Consider the following 16,402-nt stretch of genomic DNA (forward strand, 5'->3'; position numbering starts at 1 on the left):
GGCACTGGAGCGCCACCATGACGATCAACGGGGACGGGCTCTACCTGGTGGCGGGGCTGGCTCTGCTGCTCGGCGCAGTGCTCCCGCGTCTCCTCCGCCGGTACGCCGTCTCCGCGCCGATCGCGTTCCTCGGCGCCGGCCTCCTGCTCGGGCTGGCGGTCGGCGACCGGGAGCTCAGCCCGATTGCCGAACCCGAGGTCACCAAGCACCTGGCCGAACTGACGGTGATCGTCGCCCTGATGGGCGTCGGTCTGGCCATCGACCGCCCGATCAGCCTGGTGCAGTGGAGAGTTACCTGGCGACTGCTGTTCGTCGCGATGCCCGCAGGGGTCGCTGCACTGACCGGAGTCGGCTGGCTGCTCGGCCTCGCGCCGGCGACGGCGCTGCTCATCGCCGCCGTACTGGCGCCCACCGACCCGGTGCTGGCGTCCGACGTCCAGGTCGGCGGGCCGACCACCGGGGAGGACGCCGAGCTCGACGAGGACGACGAAGTACGGTTCGCGCTGACCTCCGAGGCCGGCCTGAACGACGGTCTGGCCGCTCCGCTCGTCTACCTCGCCGTGTTCATCGCCACCAAGAGCTTCTCGCCGGTCGAGTGGCTGGCTTGGGACGTGGTCGGCAAGTCGATCATCGGAGTCGCCGTCGGCTTCGGGGCGGGCTGGTTGCTGGGAAGGATGACCTTCTCGGCGCCGGCGCGGAGCTTCCGCCTGGCGGACTCTCGCGAGCCGGTGCTGGCGCTGGCGATGACCCTTGGCGTCTACGGGCTCACCGAGGTCCTGCATGGGTACGGCTTCATCGCAGTGTTCGTCGCGGCGCTCACGCTCCGGGCGGCCGAGCGTCGTCACGACTTCCACGAGGAGCTGCACGACTTCATCGGTGAGCTCGAACACATCCTGACCTGGGGAGTGCTGCTGCTCCTCGGTGTCGCGATCACCGGCGGTCTGCTCAGGCCACTCACGCCGGCCGGCGCAGCGATCGGCGTACTGCTCGTGCTGGTGGTGCGCCCAGTGGTTGCCTGGCTGTCGCTCGCGCGCACGGAGCTGGACCGGTCGGAGCGCTGGGCGACTGCGGCCTTCGGGGTCCGTGGGGTGTCGTCGATCTACTACCTGGCCGCGGTCGGCGCGCACTTCCGCTCCGATCTGCCGTGGTTGTGGGCGACGCTCGGTTTCACCGTGGTTCTGAGCGTCGTACTGCATGGCATCGCGGCCACGCCGGTCATGCGCTTTCTGGAACAGCGGAGTTAGGCCTGAGATCGGTCGTCTCGGATAGTGGGAAGTGAAGACACAATATGGACCCGATTGGGTAATCTCGGGGGAGCTCATCCAGAGGGACTGAGGGAAACGGCCCGTTGACGTCCCGGCAACCCTCCCCGTTGAGGTCCCAGTCCGGGGCCCTCGCGGCGGAACGGTGCCAAATCCGTCCCGCGCCGAGATCCGGCTCCCGGGGAAGATGAGAGGGGAACCTCACTCATGAGCCTGACCGCCACCCACACGATCCGTGAAGGTGCCTTCGGCAACGGTACGCACCTGAGCTGTCGCGCCTGCGGGGCGAAGTCGCCGCTCGGTCCGTTCTACGCCTGTATGGAGTGCTTCGGTCCACTCGAGGTCGGGTACGACTATCCGGCCATCACCCGCGAGCAGATCGAGGCCGGACCCAAGAACATCTGGCGCTACCAACCGCTGCTGCCCGTCCCGGTCGACGTGGCCAGCTTCCCGAACACCGAGCCGGGCTACACCCGGCTGATCGACGCCGGCAACCTCGCCCGCGAACTCGGCCTGCGCAAACTGTGGGTCAAGGACGACTCGGGCAACCCGACGCACTCCTTCAAGGACCGCGTGGTCGCGTCCGCCCTGAGCGCCACCCGCGAGCTCGGCCTGAAGGTCTTCGCCTGCCCCTCCACCGGCAACCTGGCCAACGCCGTCGCCGCGGCCGCCGCCAGGGCCGGCATCCGCTCGGTCGTGTTCATCCCGCACGACCTCGAGCGCCCGAAGGTGATCACCACCGCCGTGTACGGCGGCACCCTGGTCGCCGTCGAGGGCAACTACGACGACGTGAACAAGCTGGCCTCGGAGATCGCCGGCGAGGAGGAGGGCTGGGCGTTCGTCAACGTCAACGTCCGCCCGTACTACTCCGAGGGTTCCAAGACGCTGGCCTTCGAGATCGCCGAGCAGCTCGGCTGGCGGCTGCCGCAGCAGATCGTCATCCCGGTCGCCTCCGGTTCGCAGCTGACCAAGATTGACAAGGGCTTCACCGAGCTCGGCAAGCTCGGCCTCGTCGACGCCACCGACTACAAGGTGTACGGCGCGCAGGCGACCGGCTGCTCGCCCGTCGCGCAGGCGTTCCGCGACGGCCACGACGTGGTCAAGCCGGTGAAGCCGTCGACGATCGCGAAGTCGCTGGCGATCGGCAACCCGGCCGACGGACCGTACGTGCTGGACGTCGCCCGCCGTACCGGCGGCGCGATCGCGGACGTCAGCGACGAGGAAGTGGTCGAGGGCATCCAGTTGCTGGCCCGGACCGAGGGCATCTTCACCGAGACCGCGGGTGGGGTGACGGTCGCGACGCTGAAGAAGCTGATCGAGACCGGTCAGCTCGACCCCGAGGCCGAGACGGTGATCATCAACTCCGGCGACGGGCTGAAGACGCTCGACGCCGTGGCCGACCGGGTCGGCCCCAAGGTGACCATCCCCGCGTCGTACGACGCCTTCGTGAAGGCAGGCCTGCAGTGAGCGTGAGCGTACGGGTCCCGACCATCCTGCGGCCCTACACCCAGGGCGTGTCCGAGGTGTCCGCCGAGGGCGCGACGCTGGTCGAGGTGCTCGACTCGCTGGACAGCTCCTACCCCGGGATCAAGGGCCGGGTGCTGGACGAGTCGGGTGAGCTGCGCCGGTTCGTGAACGTGTACGTCGACGATGACGACGTACGGTTCGCCGACGGCCTGCAGACCTCGATCAAGGACGGCGGCCAGGTCTCCATCATCCCCGCGGTCGCCGGCGGCTGATCTTCCCGGTGGTTCCGGGCGCCGTTCGTCCGGAACCACCGGTACCGTCGCCTGCATGGCGACGAAATGGACCATCGGTGGGGATGCCGCCGACCCACAGAAGCTGGCGCGATTCTGGGCGGCGGCCCTCGGCTACGTGATCGAGCCCGGCTTCGACGAGCCGGACCTGGCGGGGATCATCGATCCCGACGACGTCGGGCCGGCGATCTGTTTCGGCCGCGTCCCCGAGCCCAAGACCTCGAAGAACCGGCTGCACATCGACATCCGCGTGGCCGGGCCTGGCGAGCGCGACGCCGCCTCCGCGGAGCGCATGCGCACGAAGGCCGCCTCGTTGGTCGAGCTCGGCGCGACCCAGGTGCGGGAGGACTTCTACGGCCCCGAACTCGGCCACATTGTGATGCTCGATCCCGAGGGCAACGAGTTCTGCGTGGGCTGACTACGATGCCGCCATGCGCGCTGTCGTTGTCGAGGAGTACGGCGTACTGCCCGTCGTACAAGAGGTTCCGCCGCCCGAGCCGGCGGATGGTTCGGTCGTTCTGAAGGTCGAGGCGACCGGGTTGTGCCGGAGCGACTGGCACGGGTGGATGGGGCACGACTCGGACATCGTGTTGCCGCATGTGCCGGGGCATGAGCTCGCCGGGACGATCGCCGCGGTCGGGTCCGGCGTACAGGGGTGGCAGGTCGGGGCGCGGGTGACGACGCCGTTCATCTGTGCGTGTGGTGCGTGTGAGCAGTGCCGCGAGGGGAATCAGCAGGTCTGTCCGAATCAGCTGCAGCCCGGGTTCAACTACTGGGGTTCGTTCGCGGAGTACGTCGCGGTGCCCTACGCCGAGGTGAATCTCGTCAGGCTCCCCGACGACTTGGACTTCGCGACCGCTGCCGGCCTCGGGTGCCGCTTCGCCACGTCGTTCCGCGCAATCCACCAGGTGGGCAAGGTGGTCGCCGGGGAGAACGTGGTGATCTTCGGCTGCGGCGGCGTCGGTCTGTCGGCCGTGATGATCGCGGCGGCTCTCGGTGCGCGGGTGATCGCCGTCGACACCAATCCAGATGCCTTGAAGCTCGCCCGCGAGTACGGCGCATCCGACACCCTGCAAGCGGGGTCGACCACCGTGCAGGAGATCCGGGACCTCGGTGGCGCACACGTGACCATGGACGCCCTCGGCTCCAACGACATCGTCCAGCAGGCGCTGCACGCACTGAAACCGCGTGGCCGCCACCTCCAAGTCGGCCTCCTTCCGTCGGGAGTGCAGCTGGACGTAGGCCGCCTCATCGGCCAGGAACTCCAATGGCTCGGCAGCCACGGCATGCCCGCGCACGCCTACCCCGAAATGCTCGGCTTAGTTGCCGCCGGCAACCTCAAGCCCGCCGACCTGATCACCCGCACCATCACCCTCGACGAAACTCCGGCCGCCCTGGCCGCCCTGTCGACCGGCACCCCCGCCGGCGTCACCGTCATCCACCCCGGCACCCGCTGATGGGCTGACCCATCAGCGGGTGGGTTGGCCCACCGCGTGCGATGGGTGAACCCACCGTCTGATTGGCCAGCCAGGCAGACGGGGGAGCGTGGCGGCTACAGGCGGATGAGGTAGACGGTGGGTGGGCGGCCGGTTCGGCCGTGTTGCTGGCTGCCTATGGGGTCGGCGAGGCCGGCTCGTTCGAGGCGTTTGAGGACTCGGCGGGCGGTGCGGAGCTGGACGGCCAGGTGGTCGGCGACGTCTTGGGTAGTGAGGCCGTCGGGGAGGGCGGTGGTGAGCTCGCGCATTCGGGCCAGGGTTTGGGTATTGAGGCCGACCCGTCGCGCCAGCAGCGGGAGGCTTTCGGTGCCGCGTGCGGCGGCCGGGTGATCTCCGGACGGCTCGATCACGATCTCCACGTCGTCGGACATCGACACCACCCCGGCGACCGTGCCGATCGAGCCCGCCCGGCTGACCGCGCGACGGGCGAGTGCCTCGGCCTCGGCCGCAGTACGTCCGACGCCGAAGCCGACGTACGCCGTGCTGTGCCTTGCGGCGAGGTGGTCGAGGAGGGGCATCCGGGAGAACTGTTCGGTCGCCTGCTCGAGCAGGCCGCGGGTGGTGACGACGAGGTGCCGGCCGTCGGGGAGTGCGGCCAGGCTGCCGCCGAGCGTGATCAGGTCGGCGGCCAGGGCGTCATCCGGCTCGGGGAGGTCGATGATGCCGAGCGCGACCTGCGCGTCGCCGACGTGCTGGCCGGTCGTGGTCAGAACCAGAGCCTGCAACGTCGACCGGATCGAGTACCGCGACGGTGCGAGCCGGACCGAGGGCATCTCGTTCTCGAGCAGGTGGAACGCGGAGCCGAGGCAGCTGATCGCGACCTTGGTGTCGTGCTTGTCCCGCGCGGCCCGGTGGAACTCGACGATGTCGTCCGACGTCAGGCCGGGCCGGTACGGCAGCACCTGGATCTGGTCGGTCGGGAGCTTGGCCTCGATCAGTGTCTCCATCACCTCGCTGCGGCGCAGGGTGTCGATGGAGAACTGGGTGACGTTGTGACCGAGCCGAAGCAGTTCGACCAGGGCACGCAGCAGCGTGGCGCCGTCGTACGAGACATACATCGCGGGCCGGTCGATCACGCCGGCCCCGATGGCGATCGTGTACGGCACGACGCCGGTGAACAGCAGCGCGTCGACCTTCTCGTGTGCCTGCTCGACCAGTTCGACCGCTTCGGTCTCGTGCCGGTAGGGCAGTGGGAGCAGATTCGCGCCGCTCGGCGGACCGACGGCGATGACGCGCTGCACCAGGTCCTCGGGGCCGACGACGCCGACGGTGAGGGCCATCAGGACACCGCGCCAGGGGCTGAGCTCATCTGCACGGCACTCCTTCGAAGACTTCTGGTCTGGCCCTTAAATCGCAGGATAGTGGCTGAGTTCCTCGATGCAGCGGATCACCAGGTCGCGCTCACTCGCCGGCAGTTCCGGCCCGTAGGGGTCATGGGCCGCGTCCTCCGGAATCAGGCCCTCCCACACGGCCGCCCAGAGCATCCGCTGCACGTAGCCCTCGATAGGTGCGTAGAAGGTCGCCGCAGCGAAGCGGTCCAGCCGTTCGGAGGCCGTCAGAAAGCCGCTGTGGTCGCCTGACGTCCAAGTCCGCAGTACGGCGGCCGACAGCTCGACCTGAGCCGCGGCGATCCCGACCAGGGCCGTGTCAGCGCCCCACATGAACGACGGGCCGTACATCCGGTCCTCGCCAGTGATCAGGAGCTTGCCAGTGCCGCGCCCGGCCCAGATGGCGTCCTGGCAGCCGATGGCGCGGTCCAGAGTGGCCGTCTTGACCCCGAGCATGGAGTCCAGGCTCAGCAGGTCGCGGATCAGTTCAGGCGAGTACGGGTACCCGCCCGCCTCCCCGTGCAGGTAGAAGCCGACCAGCGGCAGCCCACTCTCGGCCGCCACGCGCTCGTGCAGTGCCACTGCCTGCGCATGCCCGTCCGGCAGGTCCCCGAGAGCAGCCAGCGGGTAGACCATCACCGCATCGGCTCCGCCCGCCGCCGCCTGCTGTGCCATCGCCACAGTCGCGTCGGAAGCCTCCTGCAGGCTCTGAGCCGATTCAGACCTGGGTACGCCGACCCCCGCGACGATCGGGAGGTCCGTGGCCTGTCGCCAGGTCTCCAGCACCTTGGACCGGTCGGCTGCCGTCAGATAGAGCCCTCGCCCGGTGTGAGCCCAGACGGCCAGCCCGCCGATGGGCTGAGCAGCGAGAGCACCGGCGTACGAGGCCAGTACGTCGTACGCGACGACACCCTCGGTGGACATCGGAGTGACGACTGCGGGAAGCAGCGTGCCGCGGAGCCGTGAGACGAGTGCGTGCATGGGACCTCTCAGACGTCGTGGCCGAGGCCTGGTCGCTTGGGTACGTCGATCCAGCCGTCACAGTCGGCGAAGACGGTCGGAGCGAGTGGATCCTCGTGCACCATCAGCGGACCGACCAGATCGGCCGCGACAGTGGCACCCGGTACGGCGGCGGCCAGGTGAACCGCCGCCAGTGTGGCCACGCCCAGCTCCGGCATGGAGCCTACCTTCACCGCCAGCCCGGCAGCCTCGGCCACGTTGGCGATCTGCAGGGCGCGGTGCAGTCCGCCGACCTTGAGGATCTTGATGTTCAGTACGTCGGCCGCACCACGCCGCGCGATCTCGAGAGCGTCGTGCAGCGAGTGCATGCTCTCGTCGACCATCAGCCGAACGTCGAGGCGCTCCCGCAGCCGGACCAGGCCGTCCAGGTCCCAGCGCGGCAGCGGCTGCTCCAGCAGTGTCATACCGGCGTCCGCCATCTTCGCCAGGTACGGCAGCGCGGTCGCGTCGTACCCCTCGTTGGCGTCGAGACACAGCTCAGCGTCGGCGGGGATGACAGAGCGGACCGCGCGGATCAGTTCCAGGTCGTCGGCCGGTACGTGGCCGCCCTTGACCTTCAGGTGGCTGAAGCCCTTGGCGGAGTACTCGGCGGCCTCGGCCGCCATCTCGTCCAGCGTGCCCAGCCCGACCACCCAGGTCGTCTGCACACGGTCCCGGACGCTGCCGCCGAGTAGCGTGTGCACCGGCCAGCCACTGATCCGGCCGGCCAGGTCGAAGAGCGCGATGTCGAGGCCGGACTTGGCCACCTGCTGACCGCGCAGGACTGTGTCCATCACCACATGCGCCCCGGCCCGGTCGAGCGGGTCGTGGCCGATCAGAGCCGGGGCGAGATGTTCCTCGATCGCGGCGGTGACCCCGGCCAGCGTCTCCCCGGTGTACGCCGTCATCGGGGAGGTCTCACCGATGCCGACGGCACCGTCGGAGGTGTGCACCTCGACGACCAGGCTGACCAGTTCCGTGCTGGTCCCGCTGCTGATCCGGAACGGCCGTCGGTACCGCGCGCTCACCACTCGGGTCTTGATCGCGCTGATCGGCCCCGAGCCGGTCCCGGCGGGCACCCCGACCGGATGCGATGCAACACTCAATTCCGGCTCCTAAGGGTCGCAATCTGACGCGAAAGCATTTACGGTCAAGACCGTAAATACCGCGAGCGCTCTCTGTCAACGGAAGGTGGCACCCCCGATGCGGCTGGGTCTCTATCTGAACCTCTACGGCACCCCCGGCGAGCGGCCCTTGCTGGCGGACGCGGTGGAGCAGGCGCGGCTGGCCGAGCAGGCCGGGTTCGAGTGGATCGTGCTCGGGGAACGGCACCTGCACCGGCCCGGGTACCACGAGATCCTCAGCTCGCTGACCTGGCTGGCGGCGAAGACCGAGCGGATCGGGATCGCCACCGCGGGGATCGTTGCCCCGCTCTACCACCCCGTCGTCCTGGCCGAGACACTCGCGCACCTCGACGTACTGTCCGGCGGCCGCGTCACCGCGGGCTTCGTGCTCGGCTACCGGCCGGAGGAGTTCGCCCTGTACGGCGTGACCCAGCCGGAGCGGGTCGCGCGGTTCGAGGAGTGCCTGGAGATCGTCACCCGGCTCTGGACCGAGGACGAGGTCTCGTACGACGGCAAGTTCACCAGCATCCAGGAGGCATACCTCTCGCCACGTCCGGTGCAGAGCCCGCGGCCGCGGCTGTGGAACGGCGGCCGGGTGTCCGCCGTCCTCGAGCGGACCGCGCGGATGTGCGACGGCTGGACCACGTCGTTCAACGAACTGGACTCCGACCTGCCGGACAAGATCGCCGAGTACCTGTCGTACCCGCGCGGCGAGGGCACGCTCGATGCCGAGGTGATCCTCTGCCGGGAGGGTTTCTGCGCCCCGACCTCGCAGGACGCCCGGCAGGCGCTGGAGGAGCCGCTGCGCGACCTGTACGACGCCTACACCGGTTGGAAGCGCACCTCGACGGACGTGAGCCGCTACACGCAGGGCTGGGACGACATCGCCGCACGCAGCGTGATCGGATCCCCGGCCGAGTGCGCCGAGCGACTGGCGCACTACGAGGAGATGGGTGCCGACGGCATCATCCTGCGGATCCAGCCGCCCGGCATGCCGCAGGCCGACGTACTCCGCTCGATCGAAGCGTTCGGGGACATCACCCAAGTCGGATGATCCTTTGACCGCCTGTGCGCGCTTAGTCTCGATGAGCACTCGGCACCCATTCGGGGTGGCCGACCACTGAGGGGTGGGCGCAGATGACCCAGGAAGAGACCAACGACCGGCGACAGCAGTCCGTGTTCGCCATGACCGGTGTCATGTTCGCTGCGACCATGATGGTCCTGCTCGGCGCGTTCCAGGTGATCGTCGGGCTCGCCGCGATCATCGACGACCGGTACTTCGTGACCGCCCAGGGGTACGCCTTCCACCTCGACACGACGGCCTGGGGCTGGATCCACCTGCTCCTCGGCCTGCTCATGGTGGTGGCGGGCTTCGGGCTGTTCTACCGGGCCACCTGGGCCGGGGTGACAGCGCTGGTCCTCGCGATCCTGAGCGCGATCGACAACTTCTTCTTCATTCCCTACGCGCCGGTGTGGTCGTTGCTGCTGATCGCCCTCGACGTCTGGGTGATCTGGGCCCTGACCCGGCCGAGAATGATCAACACCTGACCGGGTCCCTGCGGACATGAGCGTCGACGTTGTCTTCTGGACGGTGGTGCTGGCGCGGTTCCTCCTGCCGCTGCTCATCCCGCGCTACCCGCTGCCCGCGATCGTCGCCTGCTTGTTGCTGGACGGCGTCGACCAGACCATCTTCCAGACCTTCGGCTTCGACCCGCCGAACTACCAGAGCTACGACAAGGCGATGGACGTGTTCTATCTGGCCGTCGCCTATCTGGCCAGCCTGCGCAACTGGACCAACCATGCGGCGGTCAAGGTCAGCCGGTTCCTGTTCTTCTACCGGCAGGTCGGCGTGGTGGCCTTTGAACTCAGCGGCGCCCGATTCCTGCTGATGGTGTTCCCGAACACGTTCGAGTACTTCTTCATCGCCTACGAGATGGTCCGCGCCCGGCGCAATCCGCTGCGCTACTCGTTCCGGTTCTGGGTGCTGGTGGCCGGTGGGATCTGGATCTTCATCAAGCTGCCGCAGGAGTACTGGATCCACATCGCCCAGCTGGACCTGACCGACACCATCCGGGACGTCCCATGGTTCCTGCCGGTCCTGGTGGTGGCGATCCTCGCCCTCGCCGCGGTCCTGTGGTTCGTGGTCCGGCCCCGGCTCAGTCCGGCCGACTGGCCACTGCGACTGGCGGCCGACCCGCTGCCGGTCGAGATCGACGAGGCCGGCGAGCGGGCCGCGTACCAGGCCGCGCACCGCAAGGTGTTCGACCTGGCGTCGGTCGAGAAGATCTTCCTGATCGGCCTGATCAGCGTCATCTACGGACGGGTCCTGCCGGGCGTCGAGACGAGCGATTTCCGGCTGTTCTCCGGCATCGCCGTCTTCGTCATCCTGAACTCCGCGATCGGGCTCTGGTCGGCCCAGCGGGGCTACGGGTGGGACTCCGCGGTGATCTCCTTCGCCGTCGTCTTCGCGGTCAACGTCGGACTGGTCGTCGTCGCCGAAGTGCTGCTGCGGCGCGGGAACGGCGATCTGCGGCTGAGCGACACCCTCTTCTTCGTCTTCCTGGTGAGCATCCTGACCATGCTCTACGACCGGTACCACCCGGTCGCCGACTACCGCGCCGCCCATCCGGAGGCCGTGGAGCCCCCACCACCACGAGTAGGAGGTCACGATGTCGGAGACTGATGCCAACCCCACCTCGGCGAGGCACCGGCAACCGCCGGCGCCGGGTGAGGTCGAGGTTCCGGAATGGCCGAGCCGGTGGGTCGGCTGGATCCTGTTCGCCGGCGTGATGATGATCGTGCTCGGCATGTTCCACGCGTTCCAGGGTTTCATCGCGCTGTTCGAGGACGACTACTTCCTGGTCGGTAGACGCGGTCTCACCATCCACCTCAACTACACGGGCTGGGGCTGGATCCACCTGTTCCTGGGGCTGGTCGTCATCGCAGCCGGGATCGGGCTGCTGAACGGCCGGTTGTGGGGACGTATCGTCGGCGTGGTCGTGGCGGTGGTCAGCGTCATGGTCAACGTGGCGTTCCTCGCGGCGTACCCGATCTGGTCGATGATCATGATCGCGGTCGACATCCTGGTCATCTGGGCGCTGACCGTCCACGGCGACGAGATGCGCGTCATCCGGGAGAGCGGGCCGGAGGTCAGCCCTTGAGCCCGGACATCGCGATGCTGTCGGTCAGGTAGCGCTGCAGCAGGCCGAACACGAGCAGGCTCGGTACGACGGTGATGGTCGCGCCGGCCATCACCTGGTTGATCGGCACCGCCTGCGTCTGCAGTGTCGCCAGGCCGACGGTGAGTGTCTGCATCTCCGCGGACTGACCGATCACCAGCGGCCAGAGGAAGTCGTTCCAGTGCCACAGGAACACGAAGATGCCGAGCGTCGCCAGCGCGGGCCGGATCAGCGGCAGCACGATCTGGGTGAAGATCCGCCACTCCGGCGCACCGTCGATCTCGGCCGCCTCGAACAGTTCGTCCGGCAACTGGCTGATGAACTGCCGCAGCAGGAACACCGCCTGCGAGTTCGCCAGCGTGGGCACGATCAGACCCCAGAAGCTGTCCACCCAGTCCAGTCGCGAGACCAGGATGTACGACGGGATCAGCGTCGCCTGGAACGGCACCATCAGGGTGGCCAGGAAGGCCCAGAACATGATGTCCCGGCCGGGGAACCGCTTCTTCGCGAAGGCGTAGCCGGCCATCGAGGCGAACAGCAGCACGCAGACCACCGACACCAGCGAGTACAGCAGCGAGTTGACCGTCCAGCGCGGGATGTCCGAGCTGGACAGCACCCGCTCGAAGTTCTCGAACGTGAAGTTGGCCGGGTTGAGCGCGTCCGGGAACGTCCGGCCGCTCGGCGGCGCGAACGCGACCAGGACCATGGCCGCGAACGGCACGACGGTGACGATCGCGGTCAGTGCCAGCAGGGTCGGCAGGGTGAGCCGGGCGACCGGGCGACGGTCGACCCGCGGCGACTCGGTCCGGTCCTGGACCTTGGGTCGTTCGAGCAGGTTCACCATCAGTCGTCCCTCCCGACGAGCCGTCGCTGTACGAGCGAGACGATGAGCACGATCAGGAACAGCACCAGTCCGATCGCACTGGCGTAGCCGAAGTCGAAGTACTTGAATCCGCTGTCGTAGAGCAGGTAGACGAGCGAGTAGCTGGAGCGGACCGGTCCACCGCCGGTCATCACGTACATCGCGTCGAAGACCTGGAACGCGCCGATGGTCTCGATCACCAGCACGAAGAACAGCACCGGGCGCAGCTGCGGCAGCGTGATGTAGCGGAACCGCTGCCAGCTGCCGGCGCCATCGATCATGGCTGCCTCGAGGTACGACTTCGGCACCGCCTGGAGCCCGGCCAGCAGGATCAGCATCGAGTAGCCGAAGCCCTTCCAGGCCGACGTCACCGCGATGGACGGCAGTACCGATCCGGACTGGCCGAGGAAGTCCACCGGCCCGACCGACACCAGCCCGAGGACCGCGTTCAGCAGGCCGTCCTGGGCGTCGTAGATCCACTTCCAGATCACCGCGGCCAGCACGATGCTGGTCACGTACGGCAGGAAGAACACGCTGCGGAAGAAGCCGCGGTTCCAGACCACCTGCTGCAACATGATCGCGGTGCCCAGCGACAGCAGCACGGTGAGCGGGACGAAGATCACCGTGTAGGTGAGTGTGACCACCAGGCTCTGCCGGAACAGGTCGTCCTGGAGCAGCCGCGTGTAGTTGTCCACGGCAACGAAAGTCCAGCGGCCGCTGAGCCGGTAGTCGGTGAGCGAGAGCAGGAAAGCGCCGACCACCGGCAGGAACCGGAACACCAGGAACAACGCCAGCATCGGGGCCACGAACAGCAGTCCGACCCAAGGGCGCCGCCCCGGTCCGCGCCGCCCTGCGGGCGGCCCGGACCGGGAGAAGACGGAGCGGCGGCGGGAGCCGTCCCGTACCTGCTGGGTGACGGTCAACGCTGTCTCGACAGGAGGTCGTTGGCCTGCTTGGCGGCGTCGTCGAGCGCCTGCTGCGGCTGCTTCTTGCCGGTCAGTACGGCCTGGATCTCGACGCCGAGCAGCGAGTTCACCTGCCGGGCGGCCGGGTTCGGTTCACCCGGGAAGGCGTACTGTAGCGCGTCGGCGAACTTCGCCGCGGTCGCGTCCGCGGCCGGCGCCTTCACATCGGTGCGCGGGGTGTAGAACCCGGACGCCTTGCTGAGCGCCTCCAGTTGCGGCGGCTGGATCATGAACGACATGAACTTCTTCGCGGCGTCCTTGTTCTCCGAGGCGGCGTTCAGTACGAGCCCGCCGGGCAGACCGAAGCCGACCTGCTTCTGACCGGTCAGCGGCGTACCGATCTCGATGTTCGCCGCACCCCACGTCTTCGCCACGGTGCCCGCGTCGGCCGGCGTGCTGGTGAAGGCCATCGCCACCTGGCCCTTGCCCAGCGGTGAGTCGGCGACGATGTTCCCGTTGCTCAGGGCGCTCTTCGGGATGCCGCCCTCGTCCCACAGGGACTTCAGGAAGGTCAGCGCCTCCAGGCCCGGAGCCTGGTTGAAGGCGACGGACTTGCCGTCGTCGGCGAACACCTTGCCGCCGGCCTGCCACAGCAGCGGGTAGAAGTTCAGGTTCAGCGACGCCTCCGGCGAGGCGGAGTAGTCCAGCGTGGAGAACCCGGCCGCCTTGATCTTCGGCGCCGCGGCCTTGATCTCGTCCCAGGTCTCCGGCGGCGTGGTGATCCCGGCCTTGGTCAGGATCGTCTTGTTGTACATCGTCGAGGTGACGGTGTGGTAGATCGGTGCGCCGTACACCTTGCCCTCGACGCTCAGGCCCGGGATCGCGGCCGGCAGGAACTTGTCCTTGTCCGGCGTCACCACGTCGTCGACCGGCTCGAGCGAGCCGTTGGTGACGTACTGCGGGATCTGGTCGGGGATCATCAGCAGGACGTCCGGGCCCTTCTTGCCGGAGAACGCCGCCGCGAGCTTCTCCTCCCGGTTCGCCCACGGCTGCATCTCCAGCTTCAGGTCGATGCCGGAGTTGGCGGCCTCGAAGTCCTTCTCGACCTTCTGCCAGTAGGCGTCGCTGGCCGCCTGGTCGCCGATCACCGGGTACATCCAGAGCGTGATGCTCTTGGTCTCGGTCGACGACGAGCCCGAGTCGCCGCCGCACGAGGAGAGTGCGGCGGCGAGTACGAGCGCCGTGAGTGGTGCCGCGATGCGGCGGACGGTCGTGTGAAGCATGGAAGACATCGCACCCCCAGGGTGTCCGGAAGTCAGGGCCGGAAAGTAGATCGCCGAATAACGGTCAGGACCGAAAGTAGCTGGGTCGAATTTCGGCTGTCAACGGCTGATATCAACTCGGAACAGCTCGGAGCCGCTGGTGAGCAGCAGCTGGTGATCTCCCCGGACCCCGAGCCGCCGGTGGGCGTGCTCGACGAACAGCGTCGGGGTCTGCTTGTTCCCCGGCGCGATCCGGTAGACCTTGTTGAGGTCGATGCTCACGTACACCGCCTCGTTGGTGGCGACGATGTCGCCGCTGGACGTGGTGGTCCCGAGCGTGAAGGACCTGACCAGCTTGCCGTCTCGGGGGTCCACCGCGAACGCGGTCTTGCCGGCCACGCCGTACAGCAGCCCGTCCGGGCCGATGGTGACCGACGAGACCGTGGCCGCACCGGGCACCGGCACGGTCTCCCACAGCTTGCGGGACCTGGCCGCGTCCCAGGCGAACACGGTGCCCGCGTCGCGGGTGGGCGGGGTGGTGGACAGTCCGCCGACGATCGACGTACCGCCGTAGACGATGCCGCGGCGGGCGGTCAGGCCGAAGATGCTCTCGTCCTGGACCACGTTGCGGAAGGACTGGGTGGTCCCGGTCTTCGGGTCGAAGATGGCCAGCACGCCACCGAGCCGGTCACCGTCGGGGACGGTGCCGACCGCGATCTTGCCGTTCACCTCGGCCAGGGCGCGGGCGCGAGTCTGCAGCTCGGAGTGCAGATTGACCGCCAACGTCGGGTTGTCCGGCGTACCGGGCGGTCCGGGGGAGTACTCCGGGCTGCTCCAGGGCTGCGTCTGGTCGTACGAGTACAGCCGGGCCTCCGGGTAGGCGCCGATCCACAGCTTGCCGTCGGAGCCCTCCATCAGCGCCTCGGTCTGGGAGAACCTGTTGTACGCCGCTTCGCCGGTGGCCGGGTCGACGACGGAGACGCCGCCGTTCAGGAACCCACCGGCGTACACCTTGGACTCGCCGCCGGCGACGGACAGGATCTCGATCGGCTCGCGGCGGACCTTGGTCTCGAAGATCTCCGACTTGCCGGTCTGCGGGTTGTACCGGAACTCCTCGCCGCGCCAGAGCGTGCCGACGACGCTCGTGCCCGGGTAGTCGGGCAGGTCGAGGTCGGCGTACCCGATCGCGCGGGCGTTCTGGATCCGGCCGGTGAAGGTCAGGCCGGTCCCGGTCAGTGTCTTGGTCGCCGGGTCGTACTTCTTCAGCTCACTGGCCTGGATCAGGTAGATCTCGCCGTTCGCGCCGACGGGGGAGATGTCCAGGCCGTGCGCGTTCGGGATCTCGTCCACCCAGGTGCGGGAGGCGATGTCCCAGACGTACAGCGGGCCGGGGAAGGCGGTACTGATCCGGGCGTACACGCGGCCCCCGCGGGCGTTCAGGTCGTACACGACCTTGTCGGCCGGGTCGCCGAGCCCCGGCGGCGACGGCAGTTCGGTGATCGCTCCGCTGGCGACGTCGAGCTCCATGATGTGCGCGTCGGGCAGCGAGCCGGTGTAGATCTTGCCGTCGGCGTAGTCGATGCTCTTGACGTACGGCTGGCCGGCCTTCAGCTGGCCGTAGTCGCGGACGGCGCCGGTCTGGTCGTCGTACCGGAACACCTTGCCGTTCGGGAACGTGCCGCCGTACACATTGCCCTGCTCGTCAGTGGTGATCCGCCAGATGAACGTCTCGGAGGCGATCGGGCGGCCGAGGTCCTCGACCGTGCTCCCGGAGCCGGGACGCAGACGATAGAGGTGGCCGTTGTTGTACGTGCCGACATAGATCGTCCCGTCCGGGGTCGCGGCGACCGCGTAGCTGCCGTCGGCGCCGGGCAGTGCCGCGGACAGCAGGCTCTCGCCGGTGGCCGGGTCGACGGCGTTCAGGTACGCCGGACTGCCGGTGGACACGTTCCAGATCGCGGTCTTGCCGTTCGGGCCGGGGGCGACGGTGCCCCCGATCAGGAGTACGTCGGACAGCGGGATACCGAGTGACACAAGCTTGCCTGTCGGTGGTGTGTGGTTCGCCTGGGCGGGAGTGGTCAGGGTCGTCACGAGTACGGCGGCAAGTGCCACCGCGATGAGCGAGCGGGCTGATCGCATGCGAGGGGCCTCCGGGGTGCCGTATTTACGGTCCTGTCCGAAAGTGAAGCCCTGGGAATGTGGCCAAGTCAACCGCTCGGGCCAAATGC

At 68.3% G+C, this 16,402-nt stretch carries 16 protein-coding genes and 1 riboswitch; of the genes, 9 read left to right on the forward strand and 7 right to left on the reverse strand.

Features of this window, described 5'->3' with window-relative positions:
• Nucleotides 1–17: 17 nt before the first annotated feature.
• From ACIBG5_RS12675 to ACIBG5_RS12695, 5 genes are all read left to right on the forward strand, one after another.
• The gene (locus ACIBG5_RS12675; RefSeq protein WP_396391676.1) at nt 18–1,244 is read left to right on the forward strand and encodes a cation:proton antiporter; all 1,227 of its coding nucleotides are present in this window, start codon (nt 18–20) and stop codon (nt 1,242–1,244) included.
• A 71-nt stretch (nt 1,245–1,315) separates the two neighbouring features.
• Nucleotides 1,316–1,456, forward strand: a riboswitch (SAM riboswitch).
• 13 nt (nt 1,457–1,469) lie between these two features.
• Nucleotides 1,470–2,729: a threonine synthase gene (thrC, locus tag ACIBG5_RS12680; protein WP_396391678.1), complete on the forward strand. Its 1,260-nt coding sequence runs from the start codon at nt 1,470–1,472 to the stop codon at nt 2,727–2,729.
• Nucleotides 2,726–3,001 carry a ubiquitin-like small modifier protein 1 gene (locus tag ACIBG5_RS12685; RefSeq protein ID WP_396391679.1) on the forward strand — a complete coding sequence of 92 codons (276 nt, stop codon included), beginning with the start codon at nt 2,726–2,728 and terminating at the stop codon, nt 2,999–3,001. Before thrC ends, ACIBG5_RS12685 begins: the two co-directional genes overlap by 4 nt.
• A gap of 55 nt (nt 3,002–3,056) precedes the next feature.
• Nucleotides 3,057–3,437 carry a VOC family protein gene (locus tag ACIBG5_RS12690; protein ID WP_396391680.1) on the forward strand — a complete coding sequence of 127 codons (381 nt, stop codon included), beginning with the start codon at nt 3,057–3,059 and terminating at the stop codon, nt 3,435–3,437.
• Nucleotides 3,438–3,450: 13 nt separating this feature from the next.
• Nucleotides 3,451–4,476: a zinc-dependent alcohol dehydrogenase family protein gene (locus ACIBG5_RS12695; RefSeq protein WP_396391681.1), complete on the forward strand. Its 1,026-nt coding sequence runs from the start codon at nt 3,451–3,453 to the stop codon at nt 4,474–4,476.
• Between the two features lie 95 nt (nt 4,477–4,571).
• On the opposite strand, the gene ACIBG5_RS12700 is transcribed toward ACIBG5_RS12695, so the two are convergent.
• The 3 genes from ACIBG5_RS12700 to ACIBG5_RS12710 form a co-directional block, all read right to left on the reverse strand.
• On the reverse strand, nt 4,572–5,795 hold the full coding sequence (locus ACIBG5_RS12700) for a hypothetical protein (RefSeq protein ID WP_396391682.1): 1,224 nt from the start codon (nt 5,793–5,795) through the stop codon (nt 4,572–4,574).
• 66 nt (nt 5,796–5,861) lie between these two features.
• Entirely contained in the window at nt 5,862–6,824 is a 963-nt protein-coding gene (locus ACIBG5_RS12705) for a dihydrodipicolinate synthase family protein (protein WP_396391683.1), read from the reverse strand.
• 8 nt (nt 6,825–6,832) lie between these two features.
• Nucleotides 6,833–7,948, reverse strand: a complete 1,116-nt coding sequence (locus ACIBG5_RS12710; protein WP_396391684.1) for a mandelate racemase/muconate lactonizing enzyme family protein — start codon at nt 7,946–7,948, stop codon at nt 6,833–6,835.
• Nucleotides 7,949–8,045: 97 nt separating this feature from the next.
• Between ACIBG5_RS12710 and ACIBG5_RS12715 the strand changes: the two genes are divergently transcribed.
• The 4 genes from ACIBG5_RS12715 (at nt 8,046) to ACIBG5_RS12730 (ending at nt 11,127) form a co-directional block, all read left to right on the forward strand.
• A complete protein-coding gene (locus tag ACIBG5_RS12715; protein ID WP_396391685.1) occupies nt 8,046–9,020 on the forward strand; it encodes an LLM class flavin-dependent oxidoreductase in 975 nt (324 codons plus the stop codon).
• Nucleotides 9,021–9,103: 83 nt separating this feature from the next.
• Nucleotides 9,104–9,514 (forward strand): hypothetical protein, encoded by a 411-nt coding sequence (locus tag ACIBG5_RS12720; RefSeq protein ID WP_396391686.1) that lies wholly within the window; start codon nt 9,104–9,106, stop codon nt 9,512–9,514.
• A gap of 16 nt (nt 9,515–9,530) precedes the next feature.
• Nucleotides 9,531–10,649, forward strand: a complete 1,119-nt coding sequence (locus ACIBG5_RS12725) for a hypothetical protein (protein WP_396391687.1) — start codon at nt 9,531–9,533, stop codon at nt 10,647–10,649.
• Entirely contained in the window at nt 10,636–11,127 is a 492-nt protein-coding gene (locus ACIBG5_RS12730; protein WP_396391688.1) for a hypothetical protein, read from the forward strand. Before ACIBG5_RS12725 ends, ACIBG5_RS12730 begins: the two co-directional genes overlap by 14 nt.
• Here the strand turns inward: ACIBG5_RS12730 and ACIBG5_RS12735 are convergent.
• The 4 genes from ACIBG5_RS12735 to ACIBG5_RS12750 form a co-directional block, all read right to left on the reverse strand.
• Nucleotides 11,117–11,989 (reverse strand): carbohydrate ABC transporter permease, encoded by an 873-nt coding sequence (locus ACIBG5_RS12735; RefSeq protein WP_131352946.1) that lies wholly within the window; start codon nt 11,987–11,989, stop codon nt 11,117–11,119. The genes ACIBG5_RS12730 and ACIBG5_RS12735 overlap by 11 nt on opposite strands.
• Nucleotides 11,989–12,930 (reverse strand): carbohydrate ABC transporter permease, encoded by a 942-nt coding sequence (locus tag ACIBG5_RS12740; protein WP_396391689.1) that lies wholly within the window; start codon nt 12,928–12,930, stop codon nt 11,989–11,991. Before ACIBG5_RS12740 ends, ACIBG5_RS12735 begins: the two co-directional genes overlap by 1 nt.
• On the reverse strand, nt 12,927–14,195 hold the full coding sequence (locus ACIBG5_RS12745; RefSeq protein WP_396391690.1) for an ABC transporter substrate-binding protein: 1,269 nt from the start codon (nt 14,193–14,195) through the stop codon (nt 12,927–12,929). The genes ACIBG5_RS12740 and ACIBG5_RS12745 overlap by 4 nt, the downstream gene beginning before the upstream one ends.
• Before the next feature lie 99 nt (nt 14,196–14,294).
• Entirely contained in the window at nt 14,295–16,313 is a 2,019-nt protein-coding gene (locus ACIBG5_RS12750; RefSeq protein ID WP_396391691.1) for a hypothetical protein, read from the reverse strand.
• Between the last annotated feature and the right edge of the window lie 89 nt (nt 16,314–16,402).

Source organism: Kribbella sp. NPDC050241, assembly GCF_044459685.1.
GTDB lineage: Bacteria > Actinomycetota > Actinomycetes > Propionibacteriales > Kribbellaceae > Kribbella.

Excerpts from the sequence above, each read along its gene's own strand:
- ACIBG5_RS12675 (WP_396391676.1), top strand. The coding sequence starts at position 18 with ATGACGATCAACGGGGACGGGCTCTACCTGGTGGCGGGGCTGGCTCTG.
- thrC (WP_396391678.1), top strand. The coding sequence starts at position 1,470 with ATGAGCCTGACCGCCACCCACACGATCCGTGAAGGTGCCTTCGGCAAC.
- ACIBG5_RS12690 (WP_396391680.1), top strand. The coding sequence starts at position 3,057 with ATGGCGACGAAATGGACCATCGGTGGGGATGCCGCCGACCCACAGAAG.
- ACIBG5_RS12695 (WP_396391681.1), top strand. The coding sequence starts at position 3,451 with ATGCGCGCTGTCGTTGTCGAGGAGTACGGCGTACTGCCCGTCGTACAA.
- ACIBG5_RS12700 (WP_396391682.1), bottom strand. The coding sequence starts at position 5,795 with ATGGCCCTCACCGTCGGCGTCGTCGGCCCCGAGGACCTGGTGCAGCGC.
- ACIBG5_RS12705 (WP_396391683.1), bottom strand. The coding sequence starts at position 6,824 with ATGCACGCACTCGTCTCACGGCTCCGCGGCACGCTGCTTCCCGCAGTC.
- ACIBG5_RS12715 (WP_396391685.1), top strand. The coding sequence starts at position 8,046 with ATGCGGCTGGGTCTCTATCTGAACCTCTACGGCACCCCCGGCGAGCGG.
- ACIBG5_RS12720 (WP_396391686.1), top strand. The coding sequence starts at position 9,104 with ATGACCCAGGAAGAGACCAACGACCGGCGACAGCAGTCCGTGTTCGCC.
- ACIBG5_RS12725 (WP_396391687.1), top strand. The coding sequence starts at position 9,531 with ATGAGCGTCGACGTTGTCTTCTGGACGGTGGTGCTGGCGCGGTTCCTC.
- ACIBG5_RS12730 (WP_396391688.1), top strand. The coding sequence starts at position 10,636 with ATGTCGGAGACTGATGCCAACCCCACCTCGGCGAGGCACCGGCAACCG.
- ACIBG5_RS12735 (WP_131352946.1), bottom strand. The coding sequence starts at position 11,989 with ATGGTGAACCTGCTCGAACGACCCAAGGTCCAGGACCGGACCGAGTCG.
- ACIBG5_RS12745 (WP_396391690.1), bottom strand. The coding sequence starts at position 14,195 with ATGCTTCACACGACCGTCCGCCGCATCGCGGCACCACTCACGGCGCTC.
- ACIBG5_RS12750 (WP_396391691.1), bottom strand. The coding sequence starts at position 16,313 with ATGCGATCAGCCCGCTCGCTCATCGCGGTGGCACTTGCCGCCGTACTC.